Here is a 22409-nt window from a genome sequence, read left to right as displayed (position 1 = left end):
TGGCTCGATGCAACCTCGCCGACTTTTACGTCGAATCCCGCTGTGAGCTTGGCAACTTGCCGCTTCCCAATGCTCCCTCGGCTCTCGTTGCTGGCCCCGTGAAAAGCCATGATCACTACGGGTCAACGAACAACTTGGAGATTTTCGCCCTTGTGGCCGGGTTGTCCCCCATCAGAGATTACGGATGGCACTCTGGGAAACTCACAGCGTACTCACGTAGGATTTTTGCTGTGCTAGATCATTCTTCGTTTCTTTCCCTTGTGACCGATTATGCGGCTCCAACCATGGGCGCGGCTTTCCTGCCCGACTGGTTGAACCCAGTCGTCTTCCTGAACAACCCCGCGCTTGGCCCATGGGTCTTGCTGCTGGTTTGCGCCATTGTCTTCGCCGAGACCGGCTTGCTGGTGGGCTTCTTTCTGCCAGGCGACTCGATGCTCTTCACCGTTGGCATGCTCATTGCCACCGGCACCATCCAAATTCCGTTGTGGCTCTTCGCCGCCGCGATCTTTGTCTGCGCCTTCGCAGGTGACCAGACCGGCTACATCATTGGCAAGAAATCCGGACCTGCCATCTTCAAGAAACCGGATTCCCGCTTCTTCTCGCAGAAGAACGTTGAGCGGGCCCACGAGTTCTTCGAGAAGTTCGGCGGCCGCGCTGTGATCCTGGCACGCTTCGTTCCAGTGGTCCGCACCTTCGTCCCGGTAATCGCTGGCGTAGCGAAGATGAACCACAAGACCTTCATCCTCTACAACCTGATCGGTGCCGCCCTGTGGGGTATCGGCGTCACATTGCTGGGTTATTGGCTGGGCCAATTCACCTGGATCGAAGAGAACATCGACCTGATCTTCATCCTGATCGTCCTCATCTCGGTGATCCCTATTGGTGTTGAACTGCTCAAGGCCCGCAAGCCGAAGAGCAAGACCCCCGAAAACTGATCTTCAAGCACTTCGGCGGCGGAACTGACCGCCGCCCCACTGTACGCCGCGGCGCATCAACCAATGTCCACATGGTTGGATTGTGCCGCGGCGTACTCCTTTACAGACAAGATTTTCGTCATTGTCCACGGCTTGAATCGCTTCACGCGTGATCGGGCGGATGGCATTGGCCAGCACTTCGCAGTCGCAGAATCCGCCCAGCAGCTGCATTTTCCGGTCAATCGCGGTAGCTCGCGGAGCGCTCGCATCGCGATAAGACAAGAGGAAGAGATGGGTCCCGTCGCATCCTTGCGCGCAGACCGCACGATACAAATAGCACGCTAGGCATTCATGTTCGACAGGTTCGAGTACTGCAGGCATTGGTGGCTCCTTGAAACAGTGGATGGCAGTAACGAAGCGTTACTGCCATCCACTGTCCATTTTGAAGCGCCGCGCGCAGCGCATTGCTCACCCAATGTGGAAAACTAGCTTCCTGCCAAGCTCTGCCGTAGGAAAGCCGCAACGCGTTCCAGGGCTTCTGCCACACGCTCATATCCGGCCGCGAAGGACAAGCGGATAAACAGGTGGCCTTCGAACGGATCAAAGTCGCCGCCAGGGGTCAGCGCAACATGCGCATGCTCCAAAACCGCTTGGCAGTACTTGCCCGCAGAACCGAAATGCTCCAAGACTTCGGGGGCCAACCGGCCGTAGAGGTAGAAAGCCCCATCGGCGGGAGCTGCCTCGCTGATGCCCAAGCTGCTGAAGTGCTCCAACACGTGGGCTCGGGTGCGGGCGAACTCGTCCACGCGCTCATTGGCTTCATCGAGGCTCCGCTGTTCAAAGGCAGCTACCACCGCGCGCTGTGCTGTCGCTGGAGCGCACAAGGCGAGGTTCGAAGCCAGTGCGTCCACCGTTGGCACTAGCTCATCGGGCACGATCATCCAGCCCAGGCGCCAGCCGGTCATCCCCCAGTATTTGGAGAAGGAGGAGACAACGATGGACGAGCGGGAGAACTCCCACGAGGTATGTGCCTTGCGGTCTGGGACGAATTCAATGCCGTGATAGATTTCATCGCTAACCAGCCGCACATCATTTGCTTCGCACCAGGTGGCCAAGTCCGAGAGCTCGCCTGCGCTGAACATGGTTCCGGTGGGATTATTCGGCGACGCAACAACCAGCCCATCGAGGCGTCCATGCTCCTTCTTGGCCGCCTCAAGCAGCTGCACGGTGGGCTGGTAACGCTGCGCTGCACCGGTGGGCAGGTCGACAACTTCCAGCCCCAGGGCACCCAGAATATTGGCGTAGGCCGGGTAGCCGGGACGGGCCAGCGCCACCACGTCTCCAGCATCGAAGGCTGCCAAGAACGAAAGCTGGAATGCACCGGAGGAACCTGTGGTCATCACGAAGTTCTTTGCGGGGATCTGTAAGCCATAGGTATCGAGGTAGTGCTTCGATAAGGCCTGTCGGGTTTCGAGCAGTCCCGCAGTTGAGGTGTACCCGAAGTCGGCATGCTCGGCATGCAGCTTCGCGGCCAGGTCATTCACGGCCGCTGGAGCACCGCCGCCAGGTTCTCCCACGCACAACGAGATCACGTCGTGGCCGGAGGTCCGCATCGTGGCGACCTGATCAACAATTTGCATCACTTCAAAGGGAGCTACCTTGGAACGCTGGGAGGCTTGCACTGTTTGTCCTTCTTTTCGCAGGCGTGGAAAACCGAAGCGCCCTCGCTTTGGTCTTCTCAGCTATCTGCTTCAAGGCTATCGGCTCCAGCTTGGTATTAGTGCGCGAGACAGCCGGTGAGCAGGCTCACCGACCCAGTTCACCCTTCGTTTGCCTCATATCCACCCTTGGGGCACGCGCCCCGGGCATCCTCAAGGTACCCGCCTTTTGCAGGCGACACCTCGCACAGGAGAACGCACTATGAACAACAAGCCCCTCTCGGCCGCACTTGCCGCCGCTGTATTGATCCCGTTGGTCTTGGCGCCGGCAGCCAGCGCCGCTGCTCTGCCAGGAACCGCTGCTTCCGCGCTTCCAGCGGTAACGGCCTAGTCCCCAGAACCGGGTTTCCGCGTACTGCCCTACCTCCAAGCTCCTGCTGCCACGTCGATGACCATCAACTGGATCAGCGAAACCGATGAGCCGGGCACGATAAGCCTCTCGGGACCGGGACTGGGAAAGTCCGGGAAGCAGAGCAGCGCACCACAGTACCTGGATCTCATGGAATACACCCGGGCCGAACTTGATCAGCAGATCGAGGGCTTGGAACAGGGCTCGTGGTTGAAGTCGAATTCGAACTACAAGCACTCGGTGACCTTCCAGGGCCTGCTGCCCGGAAAGTCCTACAACTACACCGTGACCCAATCAGGAGAAACCCACAGCGCGGCTTTCAAAACAGCTCCCAAGGGCGGGGCGTGGAAAAACGTGCGCATCATTGCGTTCTCAGATTCTGAAACCGAACCACGCGGACGCACCGAACACCGCGAGTGGGAGCTCTCCCCGGTCAACGGCTACACCGCAGATTCCATCCAGCGTCCGGGCGCGGGGTCCAAATGGGACCAGCAGTTCGGCATGACCACCCGCAACGGCGAACCGACCCTGCGCTACCCGCTGGACCAGTCCACCGCATTCAACGAGAACCTCAAGCACATCGAAGCTGCCGATCCGGACCTGGTCATGATGGCAGGCGATCTCACCCAGGGTTCGGGATACCAGCCGGCGTGGGATGAGTTCTTCGGCCATGTGGCCGGCGAGCATTCGGACTTGGCCTCCAGCGTTCCGCTGCATCCAGCTTTGGGCAATTGGGAAACCTATGCGGCGCTGAACGGCGGCTACGGCACGGAAACCGACCGCACCCCCGCGGTCATCTCACGCAACCGCTTCCTGGATTACTTCTCCTTGCCGCAGGACCCCGAGCACCCCGAGTACAAGGGCTCGTACTACCGGGTAGATCATGGACCGGTGACCGTGCTGACTCTGGATTCCACCAACGGCCGTCCGGACGAGGACACCAGGACCGGACAGCTCTCCGGAGAGAAGTTCTCTGGCGATGATACGAATATGGCCGCAGGGAATCTGTCCACCGACACCCAGGGCGAGTTCACCTTCGAATCCTATGTCCAGGGATTCAAGGACCTGTTCCCCGGCGCTACCGCGCAAGACTTTGACCTTCCCAACATGGATGCCGCCTCTGCGCAGTGGAATTGGGCCGAAAAACAACTAGCCGACGCCCGCGCCAACGGCCAGATTGTGCTGGTCCAGTTCCACCACTCGGCCTACTCCAACGGCGTGCACGGCACCCCACCGAACCACGAGCACCCTGACAATTAGTCGGGCACCGCGATGCGCGCCTACACTCCGATGTTCGAGGAGCATGGCGTGGCAGCGGTCATCTCCGGCCACGATGAAATGTTCGAGCGTTCCTGGGTGGACGAGGATGGGGATGGCCGCGGCTTCCACTCGTATGATGTCGGTGTAGCCGCCGATGGCTTGCGCGGCGAGAAGCTGGTGCAGAATGCCGAAGGCAAGTACGAGCCGCTGCGTTTCAACTCGCACTCGCAGTGGTCAGCTCCTGCCGACGAGCCAGAGACCTGGGCCAAGGATGAGGACGGCGTTCCGCAGCTGGTCTCCGGCGGACTGCACTACGGGCACCTGCAGATCGATATCGCCAATACCGCGAAAGGCGCAGAACTGACCTTGACCCCGGTTCACATTTTCCCCCAGCAGGATTCGGAATACCAGTTGGGAAAGACCGAGCGACGCGCCTATGACGACGTCGTGAGCTTCGCGGTAGGCAAGGATGGCGTGCCGCTGGCGAAGTAGTGCCCACGGCAGCGACGACTTGTCGCCACGGCTGCACGTAGTGGAGTATTGAAGCAGACGGCAAGACGCTGGTCAGAGCATCGTAGAGAGTAAGGCAGCAGATGAGTGAGCAACGCGTTTTCAAGGCAGTAGTCGGCAAGGAAGGCGGCTGGTGGAACATCTGGGTTCCGGAATTGGACCATGTGACGTCCACCCGGAAATCACGCAAGATCGCCCTTTACACCCGCTCACTGATCGCTGCGGTTCTGGGGATTGACGAGTCTTCCTTCCGCGTGGAACGAGAAGTGGTCAGCGCCGAAGAATTCGAACGCCGCTACACCGAAGCCGTGCGCAAAGCCAACGCCTGAGTTGGTATTGGCCGCCGTTTCCCCTACCCGGGCAAACGGCGGCCTTTTGCTATTTGCCCGTCTTTTCCAGTTCGCGTTCCTTGACCGGGTGACGGGAAAGGATCGAAATCCGGTTGAAGGCGTTCATGGCGGCGGCAATCCATTGGATGGCTGCCACTTGCTCCACGCTGAGCACCAGACGGGCCGATGCCACCGCGGCGATACGCTCTTCTGGCTTGGGCAGGTCGGTAGCGGCTTCAGCGATGGCTAGTGCTGCGCATTCTTCTTCGCTAAACAGGCCGCCGCATTCATCCCATGTGCTCAGCAGGTTGATGCGTTGCAGGCTCTCCCCTGCGTCCAGTGCCTTGCGGGCATGCAGGTCCAGGCAGTAGGCACATCCATTGATCTGCGAGACGCGCAGGTTCACCAGCTCGGCGGTGCGGTCGCTGATTCCGGCTGCGCGGTAGGACTTGGCGACATCTTTGGAAAATCTGCCAATCGAGTTCCATAGCTCTGGATTGGTCTTATCAAGGAAAAGCGGGTCTGAAACGGCCATATCAGAACCATACATGCAGTCGTAGACCTCCTGCACGAAGAGGGGTCGTTAACGCACCGTGGAGACCAGCGAAAGCTGGTCTCCACGGTAAATGCTACTTGTCGCCGTCGGCTGCGAGCTGGCCGCAGGCGCCGTCGATTTCCTTGCCTCGGGTATCGCGCAGCGTGGTTGGCACGCCGAGCTCATCGAGGCGGCGAACGAACTTGGAGGTGATATCCGGTTCGCTGCGGGTCCAAATGGAGCCCGGCACCGGGTTCAGCGGAATCGGGTTCACGTGCACCCAGCCGCGGCCACGCGCGTTCAGCTTCTTGGCCAGCATTTCTGCACGCCATTCGTGATCGTTCATGTCCTTAATCAGCGCGTACTCGATGGAAACTCGGCGACCGGTCTTCACGTAGTAGTCGTACGCGGCATCCAGTGCCTCGTCGACCTTCCAGCGCGAGTTGACCGGGATCAGCTCGTCGCGCAGCTCGTCATCCGGCGCATGCAGCGACAGCGCGAAGGTGACCTGGACATTCTCCTCGGTCAGCTTGCGGATCGCCGGAACCAGGCCAACGGTGGAGACGGTGATGCCGCGGGCGGCCATGCCCAAGCCTTCAGGGGCATCGGCGACCATGCGGTGCACGGCGTTCATCACGCGCTTGTAGTTGGCCAGCGGCTCGCCCATGCCCATGAACACGATGTTGCCCACGCGTTCCTCGGGGTGCTGGCGTCCGCCCAGTCCGCCTTCGGCGATGACGCGGTTGGCCTGGACGATCTGGTCCAGGATTTCAGCGGTGGACATATTGCGGGTCAAACCCGCCTGGCCGGTGGCGCAGAACGGGCAGTTCATGCCGCAGCCGCACTGCGAGGAAATGCACAGGGTGATGCGGCCCGGGTAGCGCATCAGCACGGACTCGACCAGCGAGCCGTCAAACAGGCGCCAGAGGAACTTGATGGTCTTGCCATCATCGGTTTCCAGGCGCTTGACCTCGGTGAGCAGCTTCGGGAACATGGCCTCGGCCAGTTCCGCACGGCGCTCCTTGGGAAGATCGCTCATCTTCTCCGGGTCGGTGGTGTAGTGCTGGAAGTAGTGCACGGAGAGCTGCTTGGCGCGGAAGGCCGGCAGTCCCAGTTCCTTCAGCTTGGCCTGGCGCTCGGCCAGGGACAGGTCAGCCAGGTGCGTTGGCGGCTGGGAGACACGGCGCTTGGTGGCGAACTGCAGCTCTGGACGACCATCGGCACCCATCTCCTGCTTCCAGCCTTCGGCGGTTGGAACGACCTGGGCGCGGCCTTCGGCTTCGGCTCGGGACTTGGAGATGCGCATCTGCTGGGCGCGCTGGGCCGCGGCCTGCTCATTGCGCAGTGCCTTGCGTTCTTCAGCGGAAAGTGGGGTGGAATCGATGGAAGTCATTGCTACCTATTGTTTCATGTATCCGCGAGTATTTGGCGGTGAGTTTGGGCACGCAAAAACAGTGCCGCTCCGCCAATCTACCGGCGGCGCGGCACTGCTGCATTCGGGTGTTCAGTACTTGAAGGATTCCTTCAGGTGGCCGAGGTTGCCCACGGCACCGGCAAGGTCCATGTCCCCCAGATGCCCGCTGGTAGCAGAGGCCGGTCGGTCTTTGCTCCAGTGCCGGAATCCATCTTGATGCTCGCGGGTGGCCACCGCATCACCGGTGCCAGCCATGACCGCCTCCAGCTGGAAGGTTTCGCCCCAGATGGACTCGCCATGGTCGGTTTCACCCAGGTAAACCCTGACTTCTCCGCTGACCGAGCCGTTGGCGAGCTGCTTGTCGATGTGCACTTCCTGCGCCACTGGGCGCCATCCGGATAGATGCTCCATTCGCAATCAGTCTTCGAAACGTTGCCATTTCGTCATACGACGGGAACCGAACGCTGTCCGGGACCGGTCATCGTGAAGTCGCGCGCCACCTTCTCATGCAGCCAGGCACTGGAGGCCAGCCGGGACATCGCCGAATCCCGCAGCGGGACAGCCCAGCGCGGCAGGGCACGGCCCAACAGCATGTTCACCTGCGCACGCCGGGCCGCACTGCGCGCTGCCCCGAGCCGGCGATCATCCAGTGCTCCCATGGGTGCTCTGGCAGCAATGAGCTGCGCCACCGCCTGCGCATCAGCCAGCCCCAAGCTCAGCCCCTGCCCACCGATCGGGCTGATCTGGTGGGCCGCATCGCCCAGCAGCACCACGCGCCCATGGACCATCGAGGGCACCATCCGGGTGGCAGTGCCGAAATTGCTGGTCATCGTGCAGGCCTCGGCGTCAAGAAGGTATCCGGTGCGGTCCAAGATGGTCTCGGCCAGCATGCCCGGCGAATCATCGACCTGCGTTTGCTCGACGCGCACCACCCAGCGCCGCCGCGCAGCGGGCAGCGGGAAGGATTCGACAATCCCCTGCTGATGCAGGAAAAGCGCGGCAGTGTGCGCCAGTCCAGTGGTCTCCGGGAAGTCCCCCATCAGGTAGCGGTCCCGATGGTCCCTTCCGGCAAAGCCCACGCCGAGATCCCTGCGGACCGCGGAACGGACCCCGTCGGCTCCGGCCAGCCACCGGGCCCGGTGAACCACGCCGCCAGCGGCAAATTCCACCGCCTGCTCTGACTGCTTAAGAACCTGCTCGAAAGCGCAGTCCATCATCAATGACCCCGGTGCCAGCTGTTCCAAGCGCTCGCGCAGCAATTGCTCGGTGTCCTGCTGCGGCAAGGACAGCACATAGGGATACTGGCCGCCAATAGTGGAGAAATCCATCGAAGCGATGCTCCGCCCGCGCGAGATTCCCAGTCCGCCGCGGATCTGCACCCCGCCGCGCTGCGCCGCCGGTCCCACGCCGAGTCGCGCCAGGACTTCTTGCGCTGGAGGGTGCAGGCCGATCGCGCGCGAGTGGGCTACCGGTGCGCTGCGCTGCTCGAAGACCCGAACGGTACGCCCGCTTTGGGCGAGCTCTATGGCCAGGGCCAGTCCTACCGGTCCGGCCCCGATGATCGCGGCGTCATCCACGGCCGCCAGCTTCCCAGAGCAGCAGGTTGCGGTAGGGCCGCTGCGTGCGCACCTCCCAACCAGGGCGGAGCAATGGCCTCAGTTCCCCCGGCACGAAGCTGCGCCGAATGGAGGTCAGGCCATCGCGCCGGATCAGCGAACTGCCTGCCAACGGCAAGGTCGCCAGCCCGAACAGCCCCAGCGCCACCGGGGAGCGCCTGATATCGCTGTGCAACCCGATCCCGGTGCACAATTGCTCGGTCTCGTCCTGCAACTGGCGCAGCTGGTCCGTACCCAGATGGTGCAGCAGGTGGTTGGAGAGCACCAGGTCGAACTGCTCGCCGTCGGCCGCTAGCCGGGTGCTGGTCGTTTCCCGGAATTCCAGCACCCCGCGCGGCAGCTTGCAGCGTTGCAGCGCTTGCCGGGCGTAGGAGATGGCCCGGGGATCCGGGTCGATACCGCACACTGCCACCTCGAACCCGTCGGCGAGCGCCCAGCGCGCCAGATTCGCCGCAATGTCTCCTCCCCCGCAGCCCACGTCCAGTATCCTGGCCCGGACCCGGCGCGCCAGCAACGGGCGGATGTACTGCACGTAATTGCCCCGCCAGCCGGCTACTACCCGGTTCACCAGAGGGAACTGCGCGTAGGTGCGGCGCAGCAGCACCGGGTCGCAATCCGGGCGGTCCATTTCCTCGATGGCTTCCGCTGCCCGCGCCAGCCGGAGCATTATCCTTGCCGGCATATGGTGAACAGCCCGGATTCCACCGTCAGCCCCGGACCGAATGCCATGGAGCAGACCCTTTCGCCCTCGTCCGCAGCGGCCGCTTCCAGGATTTCCTTGAGCACGAATAGCACCGTGGCGCTGGACATGTTCCCGTAGCGATCCAGGATCGCGCGGGCTGGCACCAGCTGCTGGTCATCCAGGCCCAGCCGGTTTTGCACCCGGTCCAGGATGGCCCGGCCCCCGGGGTGCAGACCCCAATGCTGGATCCGGTCCACAGAGAGTTCCGGGTCGGCGTCCTTGGCCAAGAGCGGCTGCAGCGCCCCGGTGATGTGCTCGTCGATGATGTGCGGAACGTAGGTGCCCAGCACCATCTCGAATCCGTGGTCGCCGATATTCCAGGCCATGGCCTCCTCGCCCACCGGGGTGAGCACGGTTTCGAAGCCGTCCATTTGCAGCAGCCCGCTGCCCTGCGCCGAGACGATCACCGCCGCGGCCCCGTCGGCGAAGATGGCCGAACCCATGATGGTGTCCGGGTCATTGGAGCTGTGCACATGCAACGTGCACAGCTCGGCGCAGACCACCAGCACGGTGGCTTGAGGATCGGCCAGGCAGAAGTCGCGGGCCGCGCGCAGGGCGGGGAACGCCGCGTAGCATCCCATGAAACCAAGGTGGTGGCGCACGGTGCTCGGTGCCAGCCCCAGCGCCCGCACGATCTGGTAGTCCGGGCCCGGGTTGTAGAACCCGGTGCAGGAGACGGTTATGACGTGGGTGATATCTTCCGGGGCAAGGTCCGGGCAGGCGTCGAGGGCCTTTTTCGCGGCGTTCGTGAACAGCGCGCTGGCCTGCTTCGCATAGATGCCGTTGCGTTCGGCGGTGCTCGGGGAGAGCAACCGGCCTTCAACCCGGTCGTAGAACAGCGGAGTTTCGGGTTCGGGCAGGGAGAGGTCGAATTCATCGACGCAGCTGTACCTGGTGCTGATCGCGGCGGAGTTGAACGAGGTGGCGATGAGCCTTTCACCCAGCCGGCTCAGGTTCGGCTGGCTGGCGAAGACATCGCGGATCTCTTCCTGGGCCAGGGTCGTCGCGGGAACTGCGGTTTGAATCGTGCGGATCTTCACTGACATGACCCGAGCCTAGGACCGATGCGGCGGAAGGTAAACAACTTTGGCGAATTACCAGCAATAGCCCGGGTATTCTGTTCCGCCGTGCGCGTGGATTATCTATCCCCTGCGAAGAATATGATTATTGTTATTAACATCAGATTTAATCGATCACGCATGAAGAGGTCATCTTGGCAAAGGCATCAGTTCATTCCCTGGAGGGTATCCGCCGAACCATCCTTGATGGCTTCTGGTCCCCCGGCGACCGCCTTCAACCAACCACTTTGGCAGAGCAGTTCGAGACCAGCACCACCGTGATCCGCGAATCGCTGACCCGGCTAGCGGGGGAAAACCTGGTGGTCATCCGTCCAAACCGCGGTTTCTTCGTGCCGGATCTGAACCTGCGCGAACTGGCGGATATCACCGAACTGCGGTGTTCCACCGAGGCACTGGCCGCCCGCTTGGCGGTGGAGCGCGGAGATGTCGCGTGGGAATCGAACTTGATCGCAGCCCACCACAAGCTTTCGCGCACCCCGCGGCGTTTGCCGGAGGAACCCGGCACCGTCAACCCCGCATGGTCCGAGGCGCACCGCGAATTCCACCATGCACTGCTGGTACCGTGCGATTGCCAGCCGATGCTCAAGCTCTCTGCCGACCTTTCGAACTTCACCGAGCTGTACCGCCGCTGGGCTGCCCCGTCGAAGGCCGCAGGCAAGCGCAACGTTGAAAAGGAGCACCAGGAAATCCTGGATGCCGCCTTGGATCGTAATGCAGCCCTGCTCGGTGAACTGCTCAATAGCCATTACCGTTCCACTATCCAGGTGGTCATGGATGCGGGATTGAGCACCCTGCGCTGAATCATCGCGCAGTAGTCTTTCCTTTCGAGCGCCGTCCAGCTATTTCTTGCCAGGCGCGGGCGGAATGACGCGCTGGGTAACGATGGCGGCGTTCATCGCTGCTACTGCCCGTTGCGCGGAGTCGGCTGCTGGTGAATCCTGTGCGAGTTCCGCAATCCGGGACTGCGCTTGGCTTCCCGTCATGGGTGCGAGCTCTTCTTCCAGCACATCGTTCACCAGGCCTATCGCCTGCAAGATCGCGAGCACGGTGGTGTCGCTGGTTCCCGGGATCTTCTGCCCGTGCAGGGCGCCCTGCAAATCGGTCCGGATCTGGCGCTGGATCTGTTGGTTGATGATGCGGACCCGCTGTTTGCCCAAGCCCAGCAGTGTGCGTTCACCGTATTCGATAATCCCGCCCTTGGCCAAGGAATCGGTCAGCGAGCGGGCATCGCACAAAGAATTGATCTTCACCGCTTCGTCGAGGCTCAGATTGCCTCTCTTTTCCAGCTTTTCCAATGGCGCGGCGAGAACTGGATCCGGGCAAGGGCCGGCACCGATGAGTTGGATCTGCCGATGCTGATCCTCGCTCAATGCCACACGCCCAGCGATCATCAAGTCGGTGATGATGGCAGCATTCATGCCGTATCCCGTAGCTGATACAACTGTCTCCGGCTTTTCGGAGTCATCGGCCATTAGCAAGTAGAGCTTTTCCGCAATCAACATATTTTCAGGCTACCGGCCTGCGGAGGCGAAATTCTTCAGCCTTCCGACGGATATTCAGGCTCGGCCGCCCTAGGCCGCGGACTTCTTCGCCTTGGCAACTTCGGACGGCGAATGGGTGGTGCGGGGTTCGGAACGGTCCTGGGTCATCGCCGACGTGGTGCGGATGAATACCGAGATCCAGCTGAACATGATGGCCACGACCGAAAGCTCGAAACCGGTCAGGTTGTAGTACGACCATTCGGTCCACAGCTGGAAGGCCGCCCAGATCGCACCAATGGCTGCGTAGGAGAGCATATGGAATACCGCAGGGTAGCCAGGCAGCAGCACGATGGTGCCCAGCAGCAAGAAGATCATGGCCGCCAAGACCAGCTGCACGAAGGCCGAATGCACTTCCATGGACAGATCGAAGGGGACCAGGCCAATGCCGATAATGCCCACCGAAACAATCAGCAGGCACCAGCGCACGAGCCGCGGCCGGGGACGCACCATTCGTGCAATCCTGTACCTTTCCAGCGCCGGGCGGCAACGGTAGGACTGGGCCAGGCGGACCAGGTCGCGGGTCAGGAACTCGGTGAAGGCCGCCAGCACCAAGCCGGAAATCACCAGCGTGAGGTTGAAGGTCCAGAACGAGCCCATGCCGGCCTGCGTGGTTCCCAGCGAAGAGAACATGCTCTGCCACCAGCCCTGGTCTTCGGCCAGCAGCATGCTGATCAGCACCCCGGCGCCCATGAAGATGCCCAGCACCACGGAAAGTGATTCCGCGTTGATGCGCGCGGTTGCTTCCAAGGACAGGTAGGCGGAGATGCCCGTGGCGACGCTGACTGCCAACGCGCCTGCAAGCACATCCAAATGCAACCCGTAGAAGGCCTGCTGGAACAAGTGGAAGACCACCAGCAGGATCATGACAGAACTGGCTACGTGCACCAATACGAGACCCAGGGCTGTGACGATCTGGCGCCATTTGGGAATCTTCTTCAGCCACGGTTCCCGTGCCCTCAGCATCGAACGGAAAGCATAGGCGCTGCTGGTTCCGGCCGAGACTGCACCGCAAACGGCGGAGACGATGCCCACGGACAGATCGCCAAAGAGCGGCGGACGCTCGCCGGCGAAGATAATGAGCCCCACAACCAACCCGAATAGGGAACAGAACAGGCCGGCCCACAGGGCACGGCGCTCAATGTCTAGCTCGCTGACTCGTTTGCTGAGAGTTACATCGGGATATTGGGAATGCACGGAGTACATTCTCTCATTTTCATTGAAAAACGTGTACCGCCCGCGGCGCCGCCGCACACCGCGCAGCAGCGCACTGCGCTAGTGGGAGGCCAAGTCGACCAAGCCGCTGGCCATCAGGCTCACGGCACCGCCGAAGGCAATCAGTATCACGAATGCGCGACTGAATTTTTGCGGGATCCTCGGAGCCAGGTAATTGCCCAGCAAGATGCCCAGCACCATCGCACCAAGACAGGCACCCCACTGCTGCCAATCCAGTTGAGGCATGCCGCCCTTGGCGGCCAGGGACGTCAGCGACAGCACCAGGAAGTAGAGCTGCACGGAGATGGCGAATTGCGCCTGCGGCCAGCGGCTGGCCACAGCGTATCCCGCGATGGCCGGGCCGGAAACACCGGCGGTCACCGACATGAATCCGGAAACTGCCCCGGCGCCGATGGCCAATCCCTTGCTTTGGGCCAGCGCTAGATTTCGAATCATGAAACTCGAAACCAGTGCCAGGATCACCATGAACGATATGCCGATGGAAAGCCATGGACCCTCCAGCGAGTTCGCCAGCCAAGCTCCGGGAACGGTCATGAGCATGGCCGGTATGAGCATGAAGGCGACCTTCCGGTACTCGACCTGACGGAAGACCTGCGCAAAGATCAGCAAACTGCTGCAGGCGCCGAGCAGGTTGACCAGCATGACTCCATCATGGGGTCCCAAGACCATGACCAGGAAGGGCGAGGAGACCAGTGCGAACCCCATTCCGGAGATTCGTTGCGTGGAGGCGCCCACGAATACCGCGGCTGCCAAGCCGATTACCGCCACTAGTTGCACGCTGCCTCCGCTTTCCCGATTCCCATCCTCTATTACGTTAGTCCACGGCCAATGAGTCAATTGAATGGAGCCCGCTTCATTTGGAGTTTTACGCTGTAGAGGTGAGCAATGACGTAGATTTCCTGATTATCGGCGGCGGCGCGATGGGCTCGGCGGCCGCGTGGTCCCTGGCATCTGCCGGGCACGAGGTCCTCCTGCTGGAACGCTTTGCCCCGGGCCATATGGAGGGCGCCTCGCACGGAGCAACCCGCAACTTCAATCCTGCTTACACCGAACCGGAGTATCTTCGCCTGTTGCAGCGTTCCGATGCTTTGTGGGATTCGCTTTCCGAGCAAGCCGGCACTCCGCTGCTGGAGCGCACCGGATTGGTCAATCACGGAATCGTTGCCGAACAACGGGCAATGCACCAGAGCCTCGCCCAAGCAGGATTCGGCAGCGAGCTGCTGAGCATCGCTGCGGCCGAAGAGCGTTTCGCGGGAATGAAGTTCGAGACCGAAGTCCTGCATATCCCCGCCGGCGGCCAGATCAATGCCGATCTTGCGGTAGCTTCGCTGCAGAAGCTGGCCGTCGCGCACGGGGCTGCCATGGAATACGGGCACCGGGTGACCGGATTGGAGGTGCTTGCCGATGACCGTGTCGAAGTGCAAGTCCAGCACCAGGGCACCATGTCGGCCATCCGTGCCCGCCATGCCATCGTCGCCGCGGGGGCTTGGACCGGGCTGCTGCTGGGCGATGCGCTCAAGCTTCCTGCCATCCACGTCACCGAAGAGCACCCGGTGCATTTCGCGCAGAAGGACCTGCCGGCGCACTGGCCGGGGTTCAACCACACCCTGGATCCGGCGCGGAATATCGGATCACGCGTCTTCGGTCCCATCTACGGCATGCGCACCCCGGGGGAAGGCATCAAGGTGGGCTGGCATGGTTCCGGACGGATCATCGATCCGGAGCACCGGCCGCACCAGGCCAGCGACGAACAGCTGCGCGGACTGCAGGACTACGCGGCACGCTGGCTTCCGGGAGCGGATCCCTCGCGCTACGAAACGGTGTCCTGCACCTACGCCAACACCGAGGACGAGCACTTCATCCTCGATTCGCTGGGGCCGGTCACCGTCGGCGCGGGATTCAGCGGGCACGGCTTCAAATTCGTGCCCGCCATCGGCGAATACCTGGCCGACCTGGCCCTGGGCCGGCGTGCGGCCGAACCCTTGTTCTCCGCAACCCGCACGGCGGCGAAACCGGTCTTCCTGGAACGCCGCCGCGCGGTCGGCCTGGGCTAGGCGCCTATCCCCGTTCGGTGGCGGGCAGCTGCTGGGTGATGCAGTGGATGCCGCCGCCGCGGGCGAACAGCTCGCGCGCATCCACGCTGGTCACTTCCCGTCCGGGATAGGCCGCAGCCAGGATGCTCGCGGCCTGGTGGTCGTTGGGATCATCGAAGCTGCAGGCGATGACCCCGCCGTTGGTCACCAGGTGGTTGATGTAGGAATAGTCCACCCAGCCTTCGGCATCGCGCAGCACCGTCGGTGCCGGCACGGCAATGAGCTCCAGCGCCCGTCCCTGCGCGTCGGTTGATTGCTCAAGCCGTTCGCGCACCGCCTGCGAAATCGCGTAGTCCGGGTGCCGAGGATCCTGCTGGTCGTGGTAGAGCACCACACCGGGCCGGGCGAAGCAGGCGACGATGTCCACGTGGCCGCGCGTGCCGAATTCCTCGTTGTCGCGGCTCAGCCCGCGATCGAGCCAAACGGTCTTCCGGGTTCCGAGCAGCCGGGCGAACTCGTCCTCGATGTCCTTCTCGGTCTTGCCCGGGTTGCGCCCCGGATCCAGCTGGACGCTGCGCGTGGCCAGCACCGTTCCCTCGCCGTCCACGTGGATCCCGCCGCCCTCATTGGTGATCGACGCCCGGATCTCCTCTGCCCCGGCAAGGCGCGCGACATGGCCCGCCACCAGTCGGTCCTTGTCCCAGGATGCCCAGCTCTGCGCGCCCCAGCCGTTGAAGTTCCAGTTCACCGCCTTGAGCTGGCCTTGTGCGGTGCGCACGAAGCTCGGGCCGGAATCGCGCATCCAGGCATCGTCCAGCGGGTGCAGGCAGTAGGCGACCGCATCGCCCAGATGGCGCCGGGCTGCGGCTTCGCTGGCCGGGTCCACCACCATCGTGACCGGGGTGAAAGCGCTGACCGCCCGGGCCACGGCGCTCCAGGCGGCGCGGGCCGCTTCGGCCTGCGCTTCGGTTTCTCCCAGCGTGTAGCCGCCGGAGGGAAATGCCATGAAGATGCGCTCATGGGCTTCGGTTTCTGCCGGCATGCGCAACTCAGGCATGGGTCTGCGTCCGTTCTCCCAGCTGGGCGTTTTCGCGCGGCGCCGCCAGCGCCGCGTAGGTATCGGGACGGCGGGTGCGCAGGAATGGGAAGAGCGCCAGCCAGTCGCGCCGGGCGTCCAGGTCCAAGGTGGCCACGAGCACCGCTGAGGCATCGCGCGGGGCGCGGGCCAGGATGCGGCCGTAGGGGTCCGAGATGAATGACGAACCGTAGAAGTCCAGTGCTCCCTCGTCGCCCCACCGGTTGGGGACAACCATGAACAGCCCGTTGGCAATGCCGTTGCCGATGATGGTCTGGCGCCACAGCGGCTCGGTGTCGAAGTCCGGGTGGTCCGGCTCGGAACCGATTGCGGTGGGATAGGCCAGCAGGTCCGCTCCGGCCAGCGAATAGATGCGCGGCGGCTCGCTGAACCATTCATCCCAGCAGGTGGGCAGGCCCATGGCCAGGTCCCCGAGCGCCGCGATGCGGTGCACCGGATAGGGCTCGTCATTGGGCCCTTCGCGGAAGTATTTGTCCTCGTAGTAGCCTGCGGTCCGCGGAATATGCAGCTTGTTGGTCAGCGCGACGATCCGGCCCTGCGGGGAAAGAACCACTGCGGTGTTCAATCCCAACCCGTCGGCGGCCGGAGCCTTGCGGAACAGCGAGATGTGCACGTGCAGGTTGTACTTCGCGGCCATCTCGCGGGCGAAGGCCACGGTCGGCCCGTTCTCCAGATCCTCGGCGGTCTCGTCCGCGGCGTCGGCGTCCGGGATCTCGAAGGCCGGATATTTGCCCAGGGTCAATTCCGGGAGGAAGACGATGCGCGCGCCATGCTTGGCCGCGCGGGCAATGCCGTCCTTCAGTTCCCCGCGCAGTTCCCGCGGGTCTTCACGCCAGCGGTGCTGCACCAGCGCAATGGTGATCTCGCCGCGCGACTTGGCTTCGGCACGCGCTGGGGAAACGGGTGGTTCAAGGGCCAGGATCTCTTGCATTGGGCTCCCCTTCAGATATTAAACGAATGGTATTCGTTTACAGATTAGGTCCAGCAAAGCCCTCGACGCAAGAGATTTAACGAATGACTTTCGTTTATTTGTGTAAGCTCTACCCAGAACCTTCAACAACGGGAGAATTCATGGCCAGGCCTTCCAAGCCGAAGCTCAGCACCGCCGCGATCGCCGATGCCGCACTCAAGCTCGTCGACGCCCATGGCGAGTTCACGCTTCCGCAATTGGCCAAGGCCCTCTCGGTCTCCGCTTCGTCCCTGTACAACCACGTGTCCGGCAAGGATGAGATCATCGAGCTGATGAGAGGCCGGGCCATGTCGGCGATCAGCCTGCCAGATAATGCTTCCAGCGACTGGCAGGAGATCGTACGGCAAATTTCCACGTCCTACTGGGAGTCGTATTCAAGGCACCCACGGCTGCTCCCGCTGCTCACCAGCCACACAGTCCGCGACAACACCACGCTGCGCGTCTACGATGCACTGGCCGAGGCCTTCGCTATGGCCGGGTTCGAACCGAAGCGGCGGCTGCAGGCCATCACGATCGTCGACTCCTTTGTGCTCGGATCCGCCTTGGACGCGGCGGCACCCGAGAATGTATGGGAAATCGACGGAGAGTCGACACGCGCTTTCAGCGAGTCACTGGCCACTGCCCTGGGCGACGAGGACCGGGCGTCAAAGACCTTTGCGGTGGGCCTTGATCTGATTATCAATGGTCTATATTCGCTGCCAGACTAGTGCGGTTGGCAGGTTAAACGCTTGTTGATGCCCAGAAGTCCGGCGCTGCCATGAATTTGAGTAAAGCTCACGGGGGCTGAACTCCATGATCCGTAATTCGCCCTGATCGCCACCGTGAATTTTCTGTCGAAGCCTACGAGCAAATCCAGCAGGGCACCCAGTAGACCCTGGCTCGAAGACAGGGATGTCGTGTAGCTTCGCGTGTTGCCAGCAAGCGACTCTGTCTTTACCGTCGAGCTGCCATTGAGTTGTCCGGTGATGGTATAGGACGTTGGTTCTGGTCCGGAAACTGACCAATCGAATCGGATGGTTTGCTGGTCCCCGACATTGCCTGTGCATTTAGCGTTGGCTGGGGGCAGAGCCGTGAGCGCAGTAGCCGTGGCGGAAGCCGCCGCTTGGCTGGAGAAAGCTGCCTGGGTTTGTTCGATTTGAATCGGCAAAAGGCACAACGTGAGCATTGAAAACATGCCAGCCATCTGAATCAGGGTCCGTCGCCGAGATCGTTGCGACATGGATTCCCGACTAGCTCCGGATACCCGAAATTCAGTGGCTTGATGCTCGCGACCAGCAAAAGGGCCTGGGTCCATTTCGGCCTCATTCACGCCCTGCCCGGATGAAAGTCGGCCGCTTCCACCATCCCTCTTGATGAACGCGACATAGAGCAGGTAGGCGCACAGCAGTCCGCCGAGAGAATAGGCCCATGGCTGGGACAGCCACGATACGACGTAGCCCAGGACCGGTACACTGGCCAGCAGCTTGTCGACGCTGTCCACCGCATACGGTTGCAGGTCCGCGACGGGATTGGCATCACCCTTGAGGATCAGCCCCGCGTCCGTCTTTTCGACAACCCGGTGCGTCACCCGCACTTCGTCACTGATCACCACCGAAACCACGTCGCCTATGGCGGCGTCCTCTACCGCGGTCGGAACAGCCAGACCCAGCGAACCAGTGGGGATGCCCGGTCCCATTGATCCCGAGGCGAAAACCAGGGGCTTGATCCCGAAAGCCAACGCCAGCACCGCCATGACCAGGCACAGGGTCCCGGCCGCGGCGCAGGCGTTTAGCACGAGGCGCTGGAACAGCGTCAGCGAAGATCCTGTGCGGGGTCCAGTTCGATTCAACTTCATCTCATGAACCCACCGTCGAGGTGAAGTCCAGGGTGATTGCCGTCGTGGCGCCCTGCAGGGTATTGGCCGCGGTTACTGGCAGCGAGTACTGCACGCACAGGGTTTCGCTGCTGCCGGCGGCCAAGGGCCTGGCGGCCGAGGCACTGCCGAACTGGGATCCAGCGTTCTTCGACAGCAGCGTGGTTCCGCCCGAGCAAGTAACGCTGGAGCCGGTGCCGCTGACCGTGGCGCCTGTTTTTACAACGATATTGAGTGCCGCCCCCAGCGCAGCGTTGCCCGATTCGGTGATTCTTCCGCCGAAAACATAGGGCGCCGAGATGGAACCGGTGTTCTTTACTGTCACGACGGATGCCGATGTCGAGCCCGGAAACAGGTTATTGCCGCTGATGGGCATCTGGTAGCTGGCCGAGGTTGCGCTGGTCGCAGTAGCTCCAACTCCCAGGGCAACGGTGGCCGTGCTGACGTTCGAGGTAGCTGTCGCTTGTCCGGTCCATGAGGCCAGCGTCGAGACGGTGCCGAATCCTACGAGGATGCCCAAGGACAGAATTGCCTTGATGCGCATTGAACGGTCGCTCATTCTTCCACTCCGTCCGTTTCAAGTTCCTTTTGTTTCCTGCGTTGCGCAGCAAGCAACGATAATCCCCCGATACCCGCGATGCCTGCCGCCGCAAGCAGCGCCGCACCGCGGAACCCGGTATCTCCGAGCCCATCATGCTGCTCGGGAGGATCCGATTGGGGCAGCTCTTCTCTCGGCGCATCACTGTCGGGCGAATCCCCTTCGTCAGGCGGCCGCGAAGAATCCGGAGCTTGCCCATCTCCGCCTGCTAATTCGACGGCGTCGATGCGCACCTGCAACGAAGGCACCTGCTGGTCCTCCGACTCATTTTTCGCCGACCAGGGCAGTCCGACCCTCAGTCCGAATTCCGCGGCTTTGTCCGGTTCCAACCGGACTACCGTGGCTCCGGCTGTTTCGAAATAGATCCTGGTTGACGCAGCGGGCTCGATCGTCCGGATGCGGACTTCGATATCCGACTCCCGGTCATTGCGAATCCACAAGGATCCTGTGGATTCAACGCCCGGCGCCAAGACCGGGGCTCCTCCAAATACCTGCGGTGGGGCATCGGAATAGACCCGGCCGTCCAAGCTGTAGCTTAGGCCCTGGTCAGTTTCCGCGGCTGATGCGGGCAGTGCCAGGCCGAGTGCCGCGCAGGGAATCACGGCCGTCAGGGCCGCACTGGCTGCAAGAAAACGGAGCTTCATCGATGCCCTTTCCCCTGCCGTTCACGCCATGCCCCGCCGAACATCACCAGCGAATACACGATCAATCCGCTCGTTGCGATCCAGGTCAGCCACGTTCTCTGCTGGAGTGACAGAGCGCTGTTCACGTATCCCAGGAGCGGCACGGAATACCAGAGCTTGCCCCGGATCTGTTCGGGTTGCACCGGCTCGTCATCGGCATTGTTTGCATCCCCGCGGAAAATGAATTGTTCTTCCCCGCCCAGGCTCGCGCCGATAGCGGAAACACGGTGCGTAACGACTTCAGGCTCACCTGATTCCAGCTGGTAGGTGGCAACCTCGCCAATGCGAAGGTGCTGTGGGTCAATCGGCTTCACCACCACCAAAGTACCGGGCGGCAAATGCGGCCGCATGGATCCGGTGAGCACGGTATACGCCGTCGCCCCGCCCAATTTCGGAACCAGGATCATGACGGCAATCAGGGCAAGGACGATGAACAGCACGAGCCAGGAAAGCACCTGACCGCACCACCACCGGATCCCTGTGCGTTCCTGCTGTTCCCTGCGCCGGACGCGATTCCCAATTGTCATCGTTGCTGCCCCGCGAACCCCAGCTTGAGCGCTACTTTCCCACCGGAAGCCGTTTGAGGTGCCCCGGAGGGAACCGAAACACGAATGCACAAGGCCTCATTCGCCATCGCCGGCGCGGCGCGCAGCACCCTGGCAGCTGCGAAGGAGGCGGTGGATCCCAGCGGCCCGGCATACAGCCGTTCCCCGGCCAACGGCTGGTCGGCTTCGCAGGCCGCTTGGTCCATGCCGGAATAGATGCTCAGTTGCAAAACGCTGGACAGGGCACGATCAGCGGCAGTCGGCGAAGCGGTCGCATTGACCGCCCCATCCAGCTGATAGGTCAAGTCCACAGTGCCAGCATTGCTGATCACCAGTGGTGCTTGCGTAAACGCCCCGGGGATCAGCTCGCTGCCGGACAGCTTCGCGAACTGGTGCTCGGTTTCGCCACCGGCCAGCAATGCCAGCGAACCGGTTTTCAAGGCTGGCGGATCCACCGTGCTTTCGGCGCGCCAAGTTGCGGCCGTGCCTTGCGCGCTGATACCCAGCAGCAAGAGCACAACCGCGACTATGGCGAACTTCAAGGGTTTGGGCATGCACCAGCCAATCCACGTTCCATGACTAAGCGCGGACTTGGTCCAAGGTCAGCGTCAGCGCTTCAAGATCCAGCGGCTGGTCGTAGGTCGACGGCGGGGTGTCCCCCACCGCTCCTTCGGCAAAGGTGACGGTGATCAGGAATGGAACTGAATAGGTGCCCGGATCGGCAAAGCTCAGTGTGCCGTCAGCTTCCTCCGTAATCCCCGGCGCCGATGCATCGACCTGCAGAGCGACGGTCACGTATCCTTCCAACGCTCCCAGCGCCGTAGCCGCCTGGTCGACGCTCAGCGATCCAGCAATGTTCTTGCCTTCGGCATCGATGGTGGCGGTCTGGCTGAACGCAACAACGTCCCCGGGAACGAGCTGCTGGGTTGCCGGGTCGAACGGCTCGGGCGCTTCCGGATTGCTGATGTCCTGCCAGCTGCCCTCCCCGTTGGTCGTCAAGTTCAGGTGGCCGGTTTCCACGGTGCCCGCGTCAATAGTCTGCTGCGCCTGCCAGCGCGCGATCGTTCCAGCGCCGCCGAGCAACAGCGCTCCGGCTGCAACAGCAGCAATGGTTGCCTTGGTTACTTTCTTCATGAATTACGCATCCTCAAAGTTTCAGGTGCCCCCAGTGACACACACTTTAAGTAAAGCTTGTTTAGTAGGTTTTACAACCCCCGGACGTCACATGTCGCTGCCGCCGGTCTGCACCGCTAAAGGAAACAAGACAACCGCCGTGAAAACGTATTCTCATGGCATCGAAAATTCTTGCTAACCAGCAGCTGACCAGCTCCTTTGCGCGAGGATTTCAACTCTCGAAACGATCCGGCGCCGAATGGCGAAAGATGGACGGCA

General features: G+C 62.2%; 27 protein-coding genes. 8 read left to right on the top strand and 19 right to left on the bottom strand.

The window, feature by feature from the left end:
- Positions 1–260: 260 nt before the first annotated feature.
- The gene (locus tag ACIP6G_RS07640) at positions 261–935 is read left to right on the top strand and encodes a VTT domain-containing protein (protein WP_365942750.1); all 675 of its coding nucleotides are present in this window, start codon (positions 261–263) and stop codon (positions 933–935) included.
- A gap of 3 nt (positions 936–938) precedes the next feature.
- Here ACIP6G_RS07640 and ACIP6G_RS07635 read toward each other — a convergent pair whose 3' ends face one another.
- Both ACIP6G_RS07635 and ACIP6G_RS07630 read right to left on the bottom strand, forming a co-directional pair.
- Positions 939–1295, bottom strand: coding sequence for a DUF2695 domain-containing protein (locus ACIP6G_RS07635; protein WP_365942751.1), 357 nt, complete (start codon positions 1293–1295; stop codon positions 939–941).
- A 104-nt stretch (positions 1296–1399) separates the two neighbouring features.
- Positions 1400–2596 (bottom strand): aminotransferase class I/II-fold pyridoxal phosphate-dependent enzyme, encoded by a 1197-nt coding sequence (locus ACIP6G_RS07630; protein ID WP_365942752.1) that lies wholly within the window; start codon positions 2594–2596, stop codon positions 1400–1402.
- Between the two features lie 238 nt (positions 2597–2834).
- On the opposite strand from ACIP6G_RS07630, the gene ACIP6G_RS07625 reads away from it, so the two are divergent.
- From ACIP6G_RS07625 to ACIP6G_RS07610, 4 genes are all read left to right on the top strand, one after another.
- Positions 2835–2963, top strand: a complete 129-nt coding sequence (locus ACIP6G_RS07625; RefSeq protein ID WP_286134044.1) for a hypothetical protein — start codon at positions 2835–2837, stop codon at positions 2961–2963.
- 24 nt (positions 2964–2987) lie between these two features.
- The gene (locus ACIP6G_RS07620; protein WP_365942842.1) at positions 2988–4241 is read left to right on the top strand and encodes a metallophosphoesterase family protein; all 1254 of its coding nucleotides are present in this window, start codon (positions 2988–2990) and stop codon (positions 4239–4241) included.
- Between the two features lie 12 nt (positions 4242–4253).
- Positions 4254–4733 (top strand): hypothetical protein, encoded by a 480-nt coding sequence (locus tag ACIP6G_RS07615; protein WP_400289421.1) that lies wholly within the window; start codon positions 4254–4256, stop codon positions 4731–4733.
- A 101-nt stretch (positions 4734–4834) separates the two neighbouring features.
- On the top strand, positions 4835–5080 hold the full coding sequence (locus tag ACIP6G_RS07610) for a hypothetical protein (protein WP_105656161.1): 246 nt from the start codon (positions 4835–4837) through the stop codon (positions 5078–5080).
- Between the two features lie 49 nt (positions 5081–5129).
- Here ACIP6G_RS07610 and ACIP6G_RS07605 read toward each other — a convergent pair whose 3' ends face one another.
- The 6 genes from ACIP6G_RS07605 to ACIP6G_RS07580 form a co-directional block, all read right to left on the bottom strand.
- Positions 5130–5615 carry a carboxymuconolactone decarboxylase family protein gene (locus ACIP6G_RS07605; RefSeq protein ID WP_365942754.1) on the bottom strand — a complete coding sequence of 162 codons (486 nt, stop codon included), beginning with the start codon at positions 5613–5615 and terminating at the stop codon, positions 5130–5132.
- Positions 5616–5709: 94 nt separating this feature from the next.
- Entirely contained in the window at positions 5710–6921 is a 1212-nt protein-coding gene (gene rlmN, locus ACIP6G_RS07600) for a 23S rRNA (adenine(2503)-C(2))-methyltransferase RlmN (protein WP_166650787.1), read from the bottom strand.
- Between the two features lie 198 nt (positions 6922–7119).
- Entirely contained in the window at positions 7120–7440 is a 321-nt protein-coding gene (locus tag ACIP6G_RS07595; protein ID WP_400289419.1) for a hypothetical protein, read from the bottom strand.
- Between the two features lie 32 nt (positions 7441–7472).
- Positions 7473–8606, bottom strand: coding sequence for an NAD(P)/FAD-dependent oxidoreductase (locus ACIP6G_RS07590; protein WP_365942756.1), 1134 nt, complete (start codon positions 8604–8606; stop codon positions 7473–7475).
- Positions 8599–9327, bottom strand: coding sequence for a methyltransferase domain-containing protein (locus ACIP6G_RS07585; protein ID WP_400289417.1), 729 nt, complete (start codon positions 9325–9327; stop codon positions 8599–8601). Before ACIP6G_RS07585 ends, ACIP6G_RS07590 begins: the two co-directional genes overlap by 8 nt.
- Positions 9312–10433, bottom strand: a complete 1122-nt coding sequence (locus ACIP6G_RS07580) for a type III polyketide synthase (protein WP_365942758.1) — start codon at positions 10431–10433, stop codon at positions 9312–9314. The genes ACIP6G_RS07585 and ACIP6G_RS07580 overlap by 16 nt, the downstream gene beginning before the upstream one ends.
- 167 nt (positions 10434–10600) lie before the next feature.
- Between ACIP6G_RS07580 and ACIP6G_RS07575 the strand changes: the two genes are divergently transcribed.
- Positions 10601–11266 (top strand): GntR family transcriptional regulator, encoded by a 666-nt coding sequence (locus ACIP6G_RS07575; protein ID WP_105656154.1) that lies wholly within the window; start codon positions 10601–10603, stop codon positions 11264–11266.
- Positions 11267–11305: 39 nt separating this feature from the next.
- On the opposite strand, the gene ACIP6G_RS07570 is transcribed toward ACIP6G_RS07575, so the two are convergent.
- The 3 genes from ACIP6G_RS07570 to ACIP6G_RS07560 all read right to left on the bottom strand — a co-directional run bounded on the left by ACIP6G_RS07570 (position 11306) and on the right by ACIP6G_RS07560 (position 14017).
- Positions 11306–11968 (bottom strand): GPP34 family phosphoprotein, encoded by a 663-nt coding sequence (locus ACIP6G_RS07570; RefSeq protein ID WP_365942759.1) that lies wholly within the window; start codon positions 11966–11968, stop codon positions 11306–11308.
- A 69-nt stretch (positions 11969–12037) separates the two neighbouring features.
- Positions 12038–13201, bottom strand: a complete 1164-nt coding sequence (locus tag ACIP6G_RS07565) for a hypothetical protein (protein WP_365942760.1) — start codon at positions 13199–13201, stop codon at positions 12038–12040.
- Positions 13202–13279: 78 nt separating this feature from the next.
- On the bottom strand, positions 13280–14017 hold the full coding sequence (locus tag ACIP6G_RS07560) for a sulfite exporter TauE/SafE family protein (RefSeq protein WP_365942761.1): 738 nt from the start codon (positions 14015–14017) through the stop codon (positions 13280–13282).
- Positions 14018–14118: 101 nt separating this feature from the next.
- On the opposite strand from ACIP6G_RS07560, the gene ACIP6G_RS07555 reads away from it, so the two are divergent.
- Entirely contained in the window at positions 14119–15294 is a 1176-nt protein-coding gene (locus ACIP6G_RS07555) for an FAD-dependent oxidoreductase (protein WP_365942762.1), read from the top strand.
- 4 nt (positions 15295–15298) lie between these two features.
- Here ACIP6G_RS07555 and ACIP6G_RS07550 read toward each other — a convergent pair whose 3' ends face one another.
- Together ACIP6G_RS07550 and ACIP6G_RS07545 are read right to left on the bottom strand one after the other, a co-directional pair.
- A complete protein-coding gene (locus ACIP6G_RS07550; protein ID WP_365942763.1) occupies positions 15299–16330 on the bottom strand; it encodes an agmatine deiminase family protein in 1032 nt (343 codons plus the stop codon).
- Positions 16323–17300: a nitrilase-related carbon-nitrogen hydrolase gene (locus ACIP6G_RS07545; RefSeq protein ID WP_365942764.1), complete on the bottom strand. Its 978-nt coding sequence runs from the start codon at positions 17298–17300 to the stop codon at positions 16323–16325. The genes ACIP6G_RS07550 and ACIP6G_RS07545 overlap by 8 nt, the downstream gene beginning before the upstream one ends.
- A 140-nt stretch (positions 17301–17440) precedes the next feature.
- Here ACIP6G_RS07545 and ACIP6G_RS07540 point away from each other — a divergent pair, with 140 nt between their 5' ends.
- Positions 17441–18046, top strand: a complete 606-nt coding sequence (locus ACIP6G_RS07540) for a TetR/AcrR family transcriptional regulator (RefSeq protein ID WP_365942765.1) — start codon at positions 17441–17443, stop codon at positions 18044–18046.
- Here the strand turns inward: ACIP6G_RS07540 and ACIP6G_RS07535 are convergent.
- The 6 genes from ACIP6G_RS07535 to ACIP6G_RS07510 are packed head-to-tail and all read right to left on the bottom strand — an operon-like array spanning position 18043 to position 22151.
- Positions 18043–19173: a signal peptidase I gene (locus tag ACIP6G_RS07535; RefSeq protein ID WP_365942766.1), complete on the bottom strand. Its 1131-nt coding sequence runs from the start codon at positions 19171–19173 to the stop codon at positions 18043–18045. The genes ACIP6G_RS07540 and ACIP6G_RS07535 overlap by 4 nt on opposite strands.
- Position 19174: 1 nt before the next feature.
- Positions 19175–19750 (bottom strand): hypothetical protein, encoded by a 576-nt coding sequence (locus tag ACIP6G_RS07530; RefSeq protein ID WP_332489202.1) that lies wholly within the window; start codon positions 19748–19750, stop codon positions 19175–19177.
- Positions 19747–20433, bottom strand: a complete 687-nt coding sequence (locus tag ACIP6G_RS07525; RefSeq protein ID WP_365942767.1) for a hypothetical protein — start codon at positions 20431–20433, stop codon at positions 19747–19749. The genes ACIP6G_RS07530 and ACIP6G_RS07525 overlap by 4 nt, the downstream gene beginning before the upstream one ends.
- Positions 20430–20999: a signal peptidase I gene (locus ACIP6G_RS07520; RefSeq protein WP_400289412.1), complete on the bottom strand. Its 570-nt coding sequence runs from the start codon at positions 20997–20999 to the stop codon at positions 20430–20432. The genes ACIP6G_RS07525 and ACIP6G_RS07520 overlap by 4 nt, the downstream gene beginning before the upstream one ends.
- Complete coding sequence (locus ACIP6G_RS07515) at positions 20996–21571, bottom strand: hypothetical protein (protein WP_365942769.1); 576 nt, start codon at positions 21569–21571, stop codon at positions 20996–20998. Before ACIP6G_RS07515 ends, ACIP6G_RS07520 begins: the two co-directional genes overlap by 4 nt.
- Before the next feature lie 25 nt (positions 21572–21596).
- Positions 21597–22151 (bottom strand): alternate-type signal peptide domain-containing protein, encoded by a 555-nt coding sequence (locus tag ACIP6G_RS07510; RefSeq protein ID WP_332489206.1) that lies wholly within the window; start codon positions 22149–22151, stop codon positions 21597–21599.
- Positions 22152–22409: the final 258 nt, after the last annotated feature.

The sequence above is a fragment of the Glutamicibacter sp. NPDC088483 genome (genome assembly GCF_044753145.1).
Classification (GTDB): Bacteria; Actinomycetota; Actinomycetes; order Actinomycetales; family Micrococcaceae; genus Glutamicibacter.
The sequence above is the reverse complement of the archived record's forward strand: the minus strand, read 5'-3'. Positions and strand labels throughout refer to the sequence as shown.

Coding starts and splice junctions, on each gene's coding strand:
- ACIP6G_RS07550 (WP_365942763.1), bottom strand. CDS start 16,330: ATGCCTGAGTTGCGCATGCCGGCAGAAACCGAAGCCCATGAGCGCATC.
- ACIP6G_RS07510 (WP_332489206.1), bottom strand. CDS start 22,151: ATGAAGAAAGTAACCAAGGCAACCATTGCTGCTGTTGCAGCCGGAGCG.
- ACIP6G_RS07535 (WP_365942766.1), bottom strand. CDS start 19,173: ATGAAGTTGAATCGAACTGGACCCCGCACAGGATCTTCGCTGACGCTG.
- ACIP6G_RS07635 (WP_365942751.1), bottom strand. CDS start 1,295: ATGCCTGCAGTACTCGAACCTGTCGAACATGAATGCCTAGCGTGCTAT.
- ACIP6G_RS07605 (WP_365942754.1), bottom strand. CDS start 5,615: ATGGCCGTTTCAGACCCGCTTTTCCTTGATAAGACCAATCCAGAGCTA.
- ACIP6G_RS07625 (WP_286134044.1), top strand. CDS start 2,835: ATGAACAACAAGCCCCTCTCGGCCGCACTTGCCGCCGCTGTATTGATC.
- ACIP6G_RS07520 (WP_400289412.1), bottom strand. CDS start 20,999: ATGACAATTGGGAATCGCGTCCGGCGCAGGGAACAGCAGGAACGCACA.
- ACIP6G_RS07595 (WP_400289419.1), bottom strand. CDS start 7,440: ATGGAGCATCTATCCGGATGGCGCCCAGTGGCGCAGGAAGTGCACATC.
- ACIP6G_RS07610 (WP_105656161.1), top strand. CDS start 4,835: ATGAGTGAGCAACGCGTTTTCAAGGCAGTAGTCGGCAAGGAAGGCGGC.
- ACIP6G_RS07525 (WP_365942767.1), bottom strand. CDS start 20,433: ATGAAGCTCCGTTTTCTTGCAGCCAGTGCGGCCCTGACGGCCGTGATT.
- ACIP6G_RS07570 (WP_365942759.1), bottom strand. CDS start 11,968: ATGTTGATTGCGGAAAAGCTCTACTTGCTAATGGCCGATGACTCCGAA.
- rlmN (WP_166650787.1), bottom strand. CDS start 6,921: ATGCGCATCTCCAAGTCCCGAGCCGAAGCCGAAGGCCGCGCCCAGGTC.
- ACIP6G_RS07530 (WP_332489202.1), bottom strand. CDS start 19,750: ATGAGCGACCGTTCAATGCGCATCAAGGCAATTCTGTCCTTGGGCATC.
- ACIP6G_RS07540 (WP_365942765.1), top strand. CDS start 17,441: ATGGCCAGGCCTTCCAAGCCGAAGCTCAGCACCGCCGCGATCGCCGAT.
- ACIP6G_RS07580 (WP_365942758.1), bottom strand. CDS start 10,433: ATGTCAGTGAAGATCCGCACGATTCAAACCGCAGTTCCCGCGACGACC.
- ACIP6G_RS07545 (WP_365942764.1), bottom strand. CDS start 17,300: ATGCAAGAGATCCTGGCCCTTGAACCACCCGTTTCCCCAGCGCGTGCC.
- ACIP6G_RS07515 (WP_365942769.1), bottom strand. CDS start 21,571: ATGCCCAAACCCTTGAAGTTCGCCATAGTCGCGGTTGTGCTCTTGCTG.
- ACIP6G_RS07615 (WP_400289421.1), top strand. CDS start 4,254: ATGCGCGCCTACACTCCGATGTTCGAGGAGCATGGCGTGGCAGCGGTC.
- ACIP6G_RS07585 (WP_400289417.1), bottom strand. CDS start 9,327: ATGCCGGCAAGGATAATGCTCCGGCTGGCGCGGGCAGCGGAAGCCATC.